The sequence below is a fragment of the Streptomyces sp. TRM68416 genome (genome assembly GCF_014596915.1).
Taxonomy (GTDB): Bacteria; Actinomycetota; Actinomycetes; order Streptomycetales; family Streptomycetaceae; genus Streptomyces.
The window spans coordinates 1-13,156 of sequence record NZ_JACVWU010000039.1 but is presented as its reverse complement, the minus strand read 5'-3'; the positions used below and the strand labels follow the sequence as shown (position 1 = coordinate 13,156).

General features: G+C 73.6%; 13 protein-coding genes. 6 read left to right on the top strand and 7 right to left on the bottom strand.

All coding sequences use genetic code 11. The annotated features are described in order from the left end of the window. Window positions 1-61: 61 nt before the first annotated feature. The 3 genes from ICC28_RS38400 to ICC28_RS38390 form a co-directional block, all read right to left on the bottom strand. On the bottom strand, window positions 62-244 hold the full coding sequence (locus ICC28_RS38400; protein ID WP_188293499.1) for a hypothetical protein: 183 nt from the start codon (window positions 242-244) through the stop codon (window positions 62-64). A 155-nt stretch (window positions 245-399) separates the two neighbouring features. Then, window positions 400-1,089: a DUF899 domain-containing protein gene (locus ICC28_RS38395; RefSeq protein ID WP_188293498.1), complete on the bottom strand. Its 690-nt coding sequence runs from the start codon at window positions 1,087-1,089 to the stop codon at window positions 400-402. A 94-nt stretch (window positions 1,090-1,183) separates the two neighbouring features. Further along, a complete protein-coding gene (locus ICC28_RS38390) occupies window positions 1,184-2,560 on the bottom strand; it encodes an amidohydrolase (protein ID WP_188293497.1) in 1,377 nt (458 codons plus the stop codon). Between the two features lie 126 nt (window positions 2,561-2,686). Here ICC28_RS38390 and ICC28_RS38385 point away from each other — a divergent pair, with 126 nt between their 5' ends. Continuing rightward, window positions 2,687-3,637, top strand: a complete 951-nt coding sequence (locus ICC28_RS38385; protein WP_188293496.1) for an endonuclease/exonuclease/phosphatase family protein — start codon at window positions 2,687-2,689, stop codon at window positions 3,635-3,637. Between the two features lie 376 nt (window positions 3,638-4,013). Here the strand turns inward: ICC28_RS38385 and ICC28_RS38380 are convergent, their stop codons facing one another. From ICC28_RS38380 to ICC28_RS38365, 4 genes are all read right to left on the bottom strand, one after another. Then, entirely contained in the window at window positions 4,014-5,849 is a 1,836-nt protein-coding gene (locus ICC28_RS38380) for an FUSC family protein (protein ID WP_188293495.1), read from the bottom strand. A gap of 202 nt (window positions 5,850-6,051) precedes the next feature. Beyond that, complete coding sequence (locus tag ICC28_RS38375; protein ID WP_188293494.1) at window positions 6,052-6,729, bottom strand: thermonuclease family protein; 678 nt, start codon at window positions 6,727-6,729, stop codon at window positions 6,052-6,054. 204 nt (window positions 6,730-6,933) lie between these two features. Next, complete coding sequence (locus ICC28_RS38370) at window positions 6,934-7,698, bottom strand: nucleotidyltransferase domain-containing protein (protein WP_188293493.1); 765 nt, start codon at window positions 7,696-7,698, stop codon at window positions 6,934-6,936. Window positions 7,699-7,738: 40 nt separating this feature from the next. Continuing rightward, complete coding sequence (locus ICC28_RS38365; protein ID WP_188293492.1) at window positions 7,739-9,628, bottom strand: toll/interleukin-1 receptor domain-containing protein; 1,890 nt, start codon at window positions 9,626-9,628, stop codon at window positions 7,739-7,741. A gap of 38 nt (window positions 9,629-9,666) precedes the next feature. Between ICC28_RS38365 and ICC28_RS38360 the strand changes: the two genes are divergently transcribed. The 5 genes from ICC28_RS38360 to ICC28_RS38340 all read left to right on the top strand — a co-directional run bounded on the left by ICC28_RS38360 (window position 9,667) and on the right by ICC28_RS38340 (window position 13,127). Then, complete coding sequence (locus ICC28_RS38360) at window positions 9,667-10,284, top strand: hypothetical protein (protein WP_188293491.1); 618 nt, start codon at window positions 9,667-9,669, stop codon at window positions 10,282-10,284. A gap of 141 nt (window positions 10,285-10,425) precedes the next feature. Further along, a complete protein-coding gene (locus ICC28_RS38355; RefSeq protein WP_223190659.1) occupies window positions 10,426-11,109 on the top strand; it encodes a hypothetical protein in 684 nt (227 codons plus the stop codon). Window positions 11,110-11,174: 65 nt separating this feature from the next. After that, window positions 11,175-12,110, top strand: a complete 936-nt coding sequence (locus tag ICC28_RS38350) for a GNAT family N-acetyltransferase (protein ID WP_188293490.1) — start codon at window positions 11,175-11,177, stop codon at window positions 12,108-12,110. A 142-nt stretch (window positions 12,111-12,252) separates the two neighbouring features. After that, complete coding sequence (locus ICC28_RS38345) at window positions 12,253-12,663, top strand: RidA family protein (RefSeq protein ID WP_188293489.1); 411 nt, start codon at window positions 12,253-12,255, stop codon at window positions 12,661-12,663. Then, window positions 12,660-13,127 carry a GNAT family N-acetyltransferase gene (locus ICC28_RS38340; protein WP_188293488.1) on the top strand — a complete coding sequence of 156 codons (468 nt, stop codon included), beginning with the start codon at window positions 12,660-12,662 and terminating at the stop codon, window positions 13,125-13,127. The genes ICC28_RS38345 and ICC28_RS38340 overlap by 4 nt, the downstream gene beginning before the upstream one ends. The last annotated feature ends 29 nt before the right edge of the window (window positions 13,128-13,156 follow it).

The window sequence follows — 13,156 nt, the reverse complement described above, 5'->3', positions numbered from 1 at the left end:
GCCCGTGGGGGCCCGTGGGCCACGCGGCGGCAGCCGCAGACTCCACCCGGTCCCGTGCCGCTCAGGCGGTCGCGTCGGCGGCCAGCTCGCCGCGCACGATGACCAGAAAGGCGTCCGTCGCCAGGTCCATCACGACCTCGGCGGGCAGGCCCTCAGACCGCCGCGCCTGCGCGAACTCCTCCGCCGGCCAGGACCCACGCGGCCCGCCGGCGGGAAAGCGCTCAAGCACCTTTCGCCCGTTCACCCTGCACCTCCATGTCGCGCTGTACTCGATGAGTTAAACGCCGAAGGGAGGGTGAACGCCTCGCGAAGTGACGGTACTGAGACATAGTTGACACGCGTCCACCGCCAAGTGTGAGCCGCGTCTCGGAGGTGGCCGGTTTTCGGTTACGTTCCGCTTCAGTCCTCGTACTCGTCGTGATAACGCACGCGTTCACTGCCCGCGGGCGCCCCGAGGGCCGACGCCCGCCCCTTGGGCTCCTCCCACTCCTCCTGCCGGCCGAGCGCGGTCAGGTCCAGGAAACCGGTGGTCGAACCCAGTCCGTCGAGTCCGCGCTCGTACGTCGAATAGGTGTGGAAGACCCGCTCGCGCTCCCGCAGGAAGCAGCTCACCCCGGGCCGCTCGACCAGCTCCCCCGCGCGCTCCAGGCTCACCTCGAAGTCACGGTTGAAGTCGCTGCCGTAGGACGAGTACCAGGGCAGCGTCCAGCCCATCCGCGCCTTGAACGGCAGGATCCGGGTGTACGGCGCCCTGGAGACCGCCGCGAACGACGTCCCGCGCGCGTGCAGGTGCGCGAGGTGTCCGATCTGGTCCAGGAAGGCCGAGCAGCTGCGGCAGCCGGCGTCCCACTCGGGCGCGAACATGAAGTGGTAGACGACGAGCTGGCTCCGGCCCTCGAAGAGGTCGAGCAGGGTGGCCTTGCCGTCGCCCCCTTCGAAGACGTACTCGGTGTCGATCTCGACCATGGGCAGCCTGCGCCGTTCGGCGTTGAGCGCGTCACGCGCGCGGGTGGCCGCCTTCTCCTTGACCAGTAACTCCTCGCGCGCCGCACGCCACTGGGCGCGCGAGACGATCTCCGGAAGCGACATGGGCCCCTCCTGTGCAACGGTCCGTTCAGGGGGGTGACCGACGGGAGGGACGGAACTCATCGCTCGGCCCCTAGATTTTTTCCGCCACGTGTCCCTACGTGTCGTAGTCCTGGATCCGCTTGCCGTGACTGCGGTCAAGGAGGCCCGGGAGCCGCTCCCGCAGTTCCGCGACGACGGACGGCACGTCGAGGGTGAGCAGCTCCCGGTCGCGCATCAGGATCCGGCCGTCGACGATCGTGGTGCGTACGTCGGAGGAGCGGGCGCTGTGCACGAGGGTGGCGGCGAGGTCGTGGACGGGCTGGGTGTGCGGTCCGTCGAGGCCGACGAGGACGATGTCCGCCCGCCGCCCCGGCGCGATGCCGCCGACGCGGTCGCCGAGTCCGACGGCCCGTGCGCTCTGGAGCGTGGCGTGGTGCAGTGCCTGACGGGACGTCAGCCAGCGGGGGTCGCCGGTGGTCGACTTCTGGACCAGGGCGGTCAGCGCCATCGACTCCCACACGTCGAGGGAGTTGTTGGAGGCGGCGCCGTCGGTGGCGAGTCCGACCGGGATGCCGATCTCGCGCAGGGCGCGCACCGGTGTGGTGGTGGGCCAGGCGAACTTGAGGTAGCCGCGGGGCGCCGAGGCCACGGCGGTGAGGCCGTCGGCGGCTTCGAGGAGGGGCAGGTCACGGTCGAGGATGCCGGTGCCGTGCGCGATGAGGACGTCGGTGTCGAGGATCCCGGTGCGCTTCAGGATCTCGATGGGGGTGGCTCCGTGGCGGGCGAGGCTGGTCTCGGCCTGGTCGCGGTTCTCGGCGGCGTGCAGATGCACGGGCAGGCCGTGCGCGCGGGCGAGGTCGGCGGTGGCGGCGAGGTCGTCGTCGGTGACGGTGTAGGGGGCGTGCGGGGCGAGCGCGGTGGTGATCCGGCCGTCGGCGCCGCCGCGGTGCCGCAGCGCGAACTCCAGTGACCGCTCCCGCCCTTGGGGTCCCTGGGAGGAGAAGAACGCCTCGCCCAGGTGCGCGCGCATCCCGCACTCGGCGACGACGGCGGCGACCGCGTCCATCGCGAAGTAGTGGTCGGCGAAGCAGGTGACACCACCGCGGATCATCTCGGCGCAGGCCAGCCGCGCCCCCAGCACCACGTCCCGCTCGGTGAGGTTGGACTCGACCGGCCAGACGACGTCGTTGAACCACTCCTCGGTGGGCAGGTCCTCGGCGACCCCGCGCAGCGCCACCATCGGCGCGTGCGTATGGCAGTTGACCAGGCCGGGCAGGGCGACCTGCCCACGGGCGTCGATCCGCTCGACCGCGGCCCGGCCCGCCGCCTCGGCAGCGGTGGTGACGGCCTCGACGACCCCGTCCCGTACGACGACGGCGGCGTCCTCCGTGAACCCGATCCGCTCCTGTTCGTCGTGCGTGAGGACGGTGCATCCGGTGATGATGAGATCGGCGGTTTCCTGACCGGCGGAGGCGGCAGCGGAGGACGTCATCCCGCCAACGTACGGCCTCGTACGGGCCTCGTGTGAGCCGAACCGTGCATGTCGCCGCGGCTCTGTCGCCCCGGGCCCCGGGCGAGCACGCTGACCTCACCTCACTGCGACGGACGGGAGCCCGGCATGATCCTCGGCACCTGGAACCTGGAGAACCTCTTCCTGCCCGGCGGCCCGTCCGGCCCCCGGGACAAGGCCGCGTACGAGACGAAGCTGGCCGCCCTCGCGGCCGTCCTCAAGGAGCTGGACCCCGTCCTGCTCGGTGTGCAGGAGGTCGGGGAGGCGCAGGCGCTGCGCGACCTGGCCGGGACGGTGGGCGGCGGCTGGCACACCGCGCTCTCCGCGCACGCCGACGGCCGGGGCATACGGGTGGGTTTCCTCAGCCGGGTGCCGCTTGAGGTGCTGGCCGACACGACGGCGTTCCCGCCGAAGCTGCGCCCGGTGCAGACCGACGACACGAGCGGTGAGACGGCCTCGGCGGGCCGGGGCTTCCTGGCGGTGGAGGCGGCGACGGAGGCGGGGCCGCTGCGGGTGGCGGTCTGCCATCTGAAGTCGAAGCTGCTGTCCTACCCGGGCGGCCGGTTCCAACCGCGCAACGAGGGCGAGCGGGCCCGCTTCGGCGCGTACGCGCTCTACCGGCGGGCCGCGGAGGCGGCGTCCCTGCGGGCGCTCGCGGACGAGCTGCTGGCGGGGGGCGGCCGGGAGCGGGACGTGGCGGTCCTCGGCGACCTGAACGACGAGGTGCAGGCGGCCACCACGCAGATCCTGCTGGGCCCGCCCGGCTCGGAGATCGGCTCGGCCGGTTTCGAAGCGCCCGACAAGGGGGACGCGGCCCGGCTGTGGAACGTGGCCCCGCTCATCCCGTCCGCGCGGCGGTTCTCCCGTATCAACTCCGGGCGGCGCGAGCTGATCGACCACGTGCTGGTCAGCCATCGCCTGGTCCGCAGACTGTCGGCGGCGGGCACGGGCCTGCCCGACGGAACGGACCTCCGCCTGCCGTCGGTCGGCCCGGACCCGTCGGAACGACGCGGCAAACCGGGCTCGGACCATGCGCCGGTGTGGGTACGGATCGGATGAACTCTCCTGGCCGCCTCCGACTGACCCCGGCCGACCCCGGCTGACCCTGGCGAGCCCCGGCGGGCCCTGGCCGTTCCCGGCCGACCTCGATTGGCTCCGGCGGACTCTGGCCGATCCCGGCTGCCCCTGGCCGATCCCGGCCGACCCCAATTGGCTCCGGTTGGTCCCGACCGTCCCTGGCCAACCGGGCTGCCCCGGCCGACCCCGGCGGACCCCGGTTGGCCCCGGCCGACCAACCCGGCTGCCTCGGCCGTCCCTGGCCGACCCGGCTGACCCGGCTGACCGCGGCTGCTCCCAGCCGTCCCAGCCATCCCCAGCCGCCCCCAGCCATCCCCCCAGCCGACCGCGGCCGACCCCGGCCCCTCTGCGGAAGCCCTCAGCTCCCCCGGGCGGCCGGCACCGGCACCCCGGACGCGCTCCGCTCCCGAAGCGCGGCCAGTTCCTCCAGTAGAGCGGCGAGTCGGTCGGCGTACCGGAGGGTGAGTCGGCCCGTGTCGTCGAGGTGGACGGCGCAGGCGGTGGTGGTGTCGACGAGCCGTTCCAGGACGGCGGCCACCTCTGCCGCGCCCTCGGAGTGCCGTGCGAGCGGGGGCAGTTCGGCGGCGGCGAGGGAAATGGCGGACCGCGCCTCGGCGAGAGCGCGGTAGGCCTCGCGCCGGAGGGCCCAGCGTGCGGCACGGTCGCCGGACTCGCGGAGGACGTGGGCGAGGTAGGCGTGCGCGGCACCCTCGGCCGCGCCGAGCCGCGCCCGCACTCCCCCGCCCCGCTGCCCCGGCATCGGCAGGTGCCCGACGACGAGGACGATCGCGCAGGCCAGCAGCGTCTCCCCGATCCGGCTGACGGAGGCCTGCGGCTCGCCTCCGACCATCACCAGGGCGAGCACGAGCACGGTGACGACGGCGGTCTGCGCGGCGAAGTGCCGGGTGGCGACGGGAATCAGGGCGCCGCTGACGGCGACGAGCACGATCAGCCCCTCCGGCCGGGGCAGCACCGCGGCGAGCCCGGCGAAGAGCAGCGCCCCCAGCACCGTCCCGGCGGCCCGGCACAGTACCCGGGAGACCAGCGGCCCGAGGTCGGGCTTGACGAGGAAGACGGCGGTGGCGGGCAGCCAGTACCAGTGCGCGTGGTGCAGGGCCTGGGCGAGGGCGACGGCGGCCCCGAAGCACAGGGCGACCCGCAGCCCGTACTCCCGCCCGCCGGCGCCGAGGGCCGTCCGCAGGAGGTCTCCCGGGGAACGGCGGCGCGCGTGCAGGTCCCCGCCCGGGGCCCGGTCGAAGGCCACGGCGGCCTGCAGCAGGGCGTCGTCGAGTGCGCGCAGCGCGGGAGCGGTGCGCACGGGTGCGGGCAGCGGCCCGGGATGCGTGTTCCCGCGTACGGCGGCGGCGAGCCGCCGGGCCCCCTCGGCCCCCCGCCCGGACTCGGCCTCCCCCGTCCACGCGAGCGCGGTGGCGGCCTCGGCGAGCGGCAGGGCTGCCGCGTACTGGGCGTGCAGGCGCCGTTCGGCCGCGGAGGAGGCGTACCGCCGCAGCCGGGGCCCGGCGAGCGCGTCCTGCGCATGATCGAGAGCGGCGGTCAGCGCGACCCGCCGGGCCGTGGCGTCCGGCGTGCCCGCGGCATCCAGCAGCGCCGCTACGGCGTCGTAGACCGCGGCGACGGCATGGCGCTCCCCGTCGAAGCGGTAGTCACCGGCGAGCGCCCCCGGCGTCGGCAGTACCAGCCGCAGGGCGAGCAGCCAGCCCGCCCCGGCCACGAAGGCGAGCGCCCGCTGCCACCCCGTCCCGGGCAGCGGCATCCCGGCCCCGATCGCAGAAGCGACGAGCAACTGCGTACCGGCCCCCGAGGCGACGGGCCCGACGGCGCTGACGCTCCCGGCGACCAGACCGACGAGGGTGAGAACCAGCGTGAGCCCGACCGCCCCGACGTACTCCCCCGCATACGTCCCCACGGCCATCCCGGCCGCCCCGGCGACCGCGGGCACCCCCAGCCGCCGGACCGCCGCCCGTCGGCTCCCGGGCCGGTCGTTGATCCCGGCGAGCATCGCGGCGATGGCGGCGACGACGCCCGCGGACGCCTGGCCGGCGACCACGGCCACCAGCAACAACGGCCCGGCGGCGAGCCCGCCCCGCACCACCGCGCTCCACGGAACGGGCCCCCGCTGCGCACGCAGCGCATGAGCGAGCCAGGGCGGAAGGCTGAACGCGGGGCGTGACACAGGGCTCCTGTCGGTCGGGGCGGGGATGCGCCTCCGGACGACGGTGGCCGGGGTGTCTGGATGCTGACCGGATGTTGGCCGGTTGTGACTCCACGATAGATCGCGGACCTGGAGGAGATGGAACGACGGCATTTCGACGACGTGACGACGAGCGGGAAGCCGGGTTCTTTATGAACGCAACCCGTCGGCGGCGTCGGTTCGGTCAGTTGCTGTCGCAGCCGATGCCGTCGCCGTCGCGGTCCAGCCGGTGGGGGTCGTTCGGACCGACCCAGACCGGACCGGGCAGGTCGGAGCAGTCGACGTCGGGGACACCGGCGGGAGGTCCGGCGGGCAGGCCGGGACGGGCCGGGGTGTCGGGCGCCGCGGGCTCGGGAGCCTCGGACGTCCTGGGCGCCCCGGCGCAGGCGGTCCACAGACCGGCCCCGCTCTGCCGGGCGGCCTTCTCGGCGCGGGAGATGCGCGGCCAGTGCTTGTCGTTGGGCGGATACAGCACCGCCTCGGCGTGACCGCTGCGGACGAGCGACTCGTTGACGAAGACGCCCTCGTCGTTCCAGACGTACAGCAGATGACGGCCGTAGCGGTCGGTCAGGTCGACGTCTCGCTGGATGCGGACGGTGCTGCCCGGGGGCAGCAGGTCGGCCGTGCGGTCGGTCGCGTCCCGGGCGAAGCAGGCGCCGTTCTCCGGCGTGTCGATCTCCAGCAGCCGGACACGTACGACGCTGCCCTTCGGCACGATGCGACCGTCGCCGCGTATCTCGATGGTGTCGCCGTCGACGATGCGCACGACCTCCGCGGCCGGCGGCGCCTGAGCCGCCTCGGCGGTACCGCCGAGGCCGACGAAGGCGGCGAGCAGCAGGGTGACGGGGAGGGAAGGCTTCATGACACCCTCCAAGAGTGAGGGAAATGCCAGTAATCCACCCTCCATCCGCATTTGCCCCTCTTTACAGAGGCCCAATGGCCCCCAAACAGAACCAACCGACCCGTCAGCCGTGCGCCCGCGGGCCCACGGGCCCCGGTCAGGGAAGCGCCGGTCCGGCTCCCGCCTCGCCCGGGTTCACGCCGAAGGGTGATGGCGCGCGGCTGCTCACGGTCCCGGTGTCTTCGCAGTTCGGGCGAGGATCGCCGCGGCTTCGGTGACGGCTGCCGTCAGTGTTTCCGGAGCTGGGCTCAGGCTTTCGACGATCGCGTCGATCTCGCGCAACCCCGCCCGCTCCAACAACCGCTTCTCATTGGTCACCCACTCGCCCCGGGCGGCCAGTACCCCGTGCCCGGCCTGGACGGCGGCTGTGGCGAGGGCGCCGGCTGCTTCGGTGAGGCGGCCCGCGGGAGCGTGGTTGGCGCGGGCGTAGGCGAGGGTGGCGCGGGCGGTGTCGTGCCAGCGTTCGGCTGCTGTGCGGCGCAGCTTCTCGGGGTAGGTTGCGGGGCGCGGCAGTTGGCCCCGTAGGACCTGGTTGACGGCCAGTTCCGCGACCACCAGGTAGCTGGGGATCCCGGCCAGGTGGAACAGCAGCGGCTCCACGTGGAACCGGCCTTCCTGCGCCTCCGTCAGCTCATGCTCCACGACGTCGAGGTCGCGGTAGTGGATGTCGACGCGTCGGTCGTCGATCGTGAGCCAGGCGCCGCCGTTGAAGACTCCGCCGCCCCAGCCGCCGATCTCGGACACCTCGCCGTCCCAGCCGAGGGCGCGGAGGTCGGCGGGGTCGAAGGGGCCGCGGTAGTAGATCGCCAGGTCCCAGTCGCTGTCGGGGCGGTGGGTGCCCTGGGCGCGGGAGCCGCCGAGGGCGACGGCCCGGACGGTGGGGAGGGCGGCCAGGCGGTCGGCGATGCGGTCGAGGAACGCGGAGGGCATGGGCGCAGGGTACGGAGTCGTATGCGGCGCTTCCACGCGATTAAGCTCCTGTCGCCACCCCGAAGTCCGCCCCCGAGATGCCGCCCAGCGCCTCCGCGATGCGCAGCAACGGCCCGCGCAAGGCCGCCAGTTCGGAGCGCATCTGGTCCGCCTCCGGCCAGGCCGCCTCGTGGTCGAGCGGGGGCGTGTCCGCCGGACAGCGCGCCTCGTAGGCGGCCAGCCGCGGGTGCCATGTGCTCGTGAAGGGGCGGATGGACTCGTTGATCAGGGCGTAGGCGAGCTTCTGGACCGTCGGGGCGTCGGCGCCCCCGTCCAGGGCGATGTTGTACGTGTGCAACGTCTCCCGTGTGAAGTCGATCAGCGCCTTCAGCGAGGTGAGGGCCTCGCGCAGGCTCCCTGTCCCCGGCGCCAGCTCCTGCACCCCGATCCGCGTGACCAGTTCGACCTGGATGTCGTAGGCGGCCATGCGTTCCGACTCGCTGGTTGCTGCCATGGGTGCCTCCCTCCGGCTGCCGGGGAAGGCCAGCGTAACCGGGTCGCGGCGGCTGCACAGGGTGCGCAGGCTCGCGCGGCGCAGGGTCTCGGTGCGGGCCGGGGCCCGGTCGTGGTGGTGCCAGGCGTGGAGGGTCACCGGGTGCAGGGACCAGTGCTCGTCGGCGGCCGGTGTCAGCAGGCCGCGGGCGCTCAGCTCGCGGAAGCCGTTCGCCGCGCGCCGGGCCGCGACGATGCGGGGAACGGCGTCGGCCGCGGTGAGGACGCTCTCCGCGTCCTGCACCGTCAGGGGCAGCGGATGCAGCGCGGCAGCGCAGCGCAGCACGTCGGCGGCGTCCTCCGTGTCCACGTCCCGGACGACCGCGCCCGTCACGTCCTCCTCGGCGAGCATGTCGAGGAGGGACCTCCCGCGCGCGTGCAGCCGGTCGTATAGGGCGGCGGGGTGGTGGCCCGCGCGGACGGCCCTGCCCAGCAGGGCGAGGGCGAGCGGATGACCGCCCACCGCCTCGGCCAGGGCGTCGTCCCCGCCGGCCAGCACGCGCGCGTGGGGCGCGTCGAGCGGTCCCAGGTCGATCGGCGTGCCGAGCGTGCCGTGGGCGCGGCCGCGCAGGGTGAACACGGTGTGGCCGTGCGGGTGCGGTGCCGCGAGCGCGGCGATCTCGCGGGCGGAGAAGCGTTCGGTGGGGGCGGCGTCGACGATCCAGAGGAACGGTTCGTCGGACGCGGCCGCCGTGCTCAGGGCACGCACGGCGGCGTCGTAGGCCTCCCCGTTCACCCAGTACACGCCTCCGGGGTAGGCGGCCTCGAAGCGGAGGGCGTACTCCTGTGCCAGCGCCGTCTTGCCGATGCCCGCCATGCCGCGGATCTGGACGGCCTGCGCGACGACGCGGCCGGTCACCAGCGGGGCCGTGTGGGCGTGCAGGGCGGAGTGCACCTGCCAGAGTTCGGAGAGCCGGCCGAGGAACTCCGGGCGCGGCCGCGGGGTGCCGAGCCGCCAGCGTCGTGCGCCTGGTTCCGCGATGGCCATCGGGGCGTCGAGGCCGGCCAGGTGCTCGCGGACGTCCGCGACGAGGGCGGCGGGGTTCTCGGCCGAGGCGTGCCGGGCGTCGCGCAGCTCCACGGGATGGATGTGGTCCGTCGTCCGCTCGGGATTGACCACCATGACCCGTCGCCGCGGGTCGCCCTCCCCGAGCCCGGCCAGATAGGCGGTGGTCAGCTCCCACTGGCAGGCCTCGCGCTCCGGGTAGCCGGTGGAGTAGAAGGCCAGCAGGGCCTTGGAACGCGCCAGTTCGCGCCGGATCGTGGCGCTGATGCCGGTGAAGGACACCACGCCGGTCTCGTCGGTGAAGACCCGGAGACCGCCGTCGCGCAGCGCCCGCGCGAGCGGACGGACCCGCTCCACATCACCGCGGCTGTAGCTGAGGAAGACGTCCCACACGGCGACTTACCCTACTGTGGGTACCGGGGAGGGCGATCATGGCACACAGGCAGCGCAGGCGGCGTCGACCGAGCGGTCCGACTCAGGTCACGGCCAGACTGGCGATCCCGTTCGTCGGCGACCTCACGGGTACGTGGGAGCCGGCCGACGCGGAGCGCAGTGCGGCCTGGGAGCTGTACCTCGAACTCGTCACCCGCGTGTCGGTCGAGGAGCTCGACCCCGAGGAGGGCTTCCTGCGCGAGGCGCTCTCCTCCCTCTACACCTTCTTCACCACCACCCGCGAGATCCTGCGCCGCTACGGCCCCGACGTGGCCCCGCCCCTCTCCCCCGGCCACGTCAGCTTCGGCGTCCTCGCGGTGACCGTCCTCAACCGCGTCCTGCGCCCGCTGCTCGCCCAGTGGCACCCTCGGCTGACGGCCTACGAGTCGCAGCGGCCGGAGGGGCACGACCCGGTGGCATGGGAACGGGAGTGGGAGCAGGCCGACATCCTGCGCGCGCAGCTCACGGAGGTCCGACGGACGCTCGTGTCCCTGGCCCGCACCTTGCAGGAGGTGGCGAACGTCAGCGATCTGATCGACCTGCCCGCACCTCGGCCGCCGAGGGCGCCGGAAGGGGCACCCCCCCCCCCGCGGCCCCAGAGGGACAGTGAAGGCTGACACGCCGCTACGGAGACTCGCAGCCGTGAGCTGACGGCGCGTGGACCGTCGGTCCTCGCCGTGCCGCAGGATCCGCATTGTCAGTGCCGTGCGCTATCAATGAAGTCGTCACTCAGAGTAATGACGACGGGGGAATCAGTGATGGCGATCAAGCATGGGCGGCACCAGGAGGACCCGGGGCGCGGAGAGTCTCCGCCGGGACACACGTACCTCTCCGCCGCCGGTCTGCGTGCGCGCGGCTGGACTCCGGCCATGATGCGCCGACTGCTGGGGGAGCCCGATCTGTTGCGCACGAACCCGGTCTTCCGGTCCGCTCCGCGGGCCCGGCTCTATCTCGTCGCGCGCGTCGAGGCCGCCGAGCAGGGCGAGGAGTTCCGGGCTGTGGCGGCGGCTGCCGCACGGCGGTCCGCCGTGGGACGGGCCGCCGCTCTGCGTCGGCGGCGGGAGGTACTGGCGCGGATCGCCGCGGAGCCCATCGACGTGCCGCGACTGGCTCCGGACAGGCTCGCGGAGCTGGCGGTCGAGCACCGCAACCGGCTGGACGCGGAGCGGGCACTGCGGCGGCCGGGTCATGTCCCGGATCCGGCCACGGTCGACGGTGCCGAGCCGGGCGCGCTCGACCGCTGGAAGGTCGACTACCTGCGGCACCGACTCACGCGCTACGACGAGATCCTCGACGAACTGCACGGGCGCACCGGACGCGCGGCGGCCGAGGAACTGCTGCGACGCCGGATCTACACGGCCGTCACCAAGGCATACCCCGACCTCGCACGGGAGTGCGAACGTCGATTGAGTGAACAACAGTGCGGTCCGCCCCCGGGATGACAGGCCCGGGCGAAGGCCGCCGAACGCCGGGCCGGCACGCGTACGCCTCCCTACGCTCCGGGCGCATGATGGATGATCAAGTCACCGGCGTGCACGAACGCCTGGCGGCTCACCCCGCACTGCGTCCCGTCGCCTTCGGCGAGGGCCGCCGGTTCCGCCTCTGGGACCTCGCCGCACTCGCCGAGGGCGCCCTCGGCGAGTGCCTCGACCCGGACTCGCTCACCGTGTCGAGCGAGAAGCGGTGGCGGCTCCGGCTGGGCTCCGACGGACGCGACAGCGGGCGTGAGCACGGGCACGCCGACGACATGCGCAGGAGGTACTGGATCCGGTCACCGGACGGCCGAGGCGGCGGCAGGCCCCTGGGAACCGTCGCCGTCGACACCTGCCCGACGGGCACGGGCGCGCTGCGCGTCTCCTCGCTCTACGTCCATCCCGTCGCCCGGCGCCAGGGCCTCGCCTCGGCCGCGCTGGACCTGGTCCACGACGCCTGCCGCGCCGAGGGGCTGCACGGCTTCCGCCTCGAGACGCACTGGACCTGGCAGCCGACCGTCCGCTACTACCTCGGCCGCCGGTTGTGGGTCACGTCCTGGAAGCACGCCCTGGGGTTCGCCCGGCTGTCGTACCTGCCGCGGTACGAGGTCCGGGAGACCGCGGCGGACGAGGTGACGTTCCTGGTGGCCGACGGCGAGGGGGAGTTGGTGCCGCTCCTCGTCGCCGGGAGCGGCGGCGGACGGCTGCGGCTGAAGGAGACGGAGTGGTACGGACGTATGACGGAGGAGGGTGGTGCCGTAGGCGTGTATGTACGGGCGACGCTGGCGTTGCATCTGGCCGTGCGCGGGCGGCCGTTGGTGCGCGGGAAGGAGGAATGGGCACGGGCGCACTGGTCGTGCGACATCGGGGAGCCGGAAGGACTCGCGTACCGGATCGGCGCCTTCGAACGGGTGGCACGGGAGAGCGGCTGGCGCGTGGAGAGCCCGTACGGCGGCCTCTCCCTGGTGTGAAGGCGGCCGGGTCGGGAGGCGACAGGAGCGGGGGGTGGTAGGCGCGGGGGGTGGTAGGCGCGGGGGATATTCGGATGCGGACCCCGGGGGCGGGACCGGATGATCAGTAGGTTGTCCGTCCGTCCAGCGCTCGGGAGGCCCCGTGATCCGCCGCGTCACCAGCCCCGCCCTCTTCCCTCCCCCGACCTACTCCCACGCCTCCGTCGTCGAGGCCGGCACCAGGATCGCCTTCCTCGCCGGGGCGGTGCCGCTCGACGCCGAGGGGAATCTCGTCGGGGAAGGCGACCCCGTACGGCAGGCCGAGCAGGTGGTCGCCAACCTTGAGGAGCAACTGCGGGCGGTGGGCAGCGACTTGGCGCATGTGCTGACGACGGAGGTGTACGTCGTGAGCGGCGAGTCCTCGGTGCTGTCCGCCGTCTGGGAGGTGGTCGAGTCCTCCGGGCTCAGCGCGGGTCCGCACTCGTCGACCCTGCTGGGGGTGGCCTGCCTCGGTTACCGCGGGCAGCTGGTGGAGATCACGGCGACGGCGGCCGTACCGGACGAGCGCTCATGACCTCCGTAGCCCTCCGCCGCGCCACGGCGACCGACGCCGGTGCCACGGCCGACGTCTGGCTCCGCTCGTTCGAGGCCGCGCTGCCCACGGTCGTGCGGCCCCGTACCGACGACGAGGTGCGGGCGTACTTCCGGGAGGTGGTGGTGCCGCTGCGGGATACCTGGGTCGCCGAGGCCGCGGGCCGTGTCGTCGGGCTGATGGTGCTCGACGGCGGTCACCTCTCCCAGCTCTACCTCGACCCCGCCTGGCGCGGCCGGGGCATCGGGGACCGCTTCGTCGAACTCGCCAAGCGGCACAGCCCCGACGGTCTCGACCTGTGGACCTTCCAGGTCAACAAGCCGGCCCACCGCTTCTACGAGCGGCACGGCTTCGTCGCCGTGGAGCACACGGACGGCAGCGGGAACGAGGAGCGGGAGCCGGACGTGCGCTACCTCTGGCACCCCGGCGCGCCTCAGCCGTCGTAGGCCGTCCCCAGTCGCCCCTGTCGCCCCAG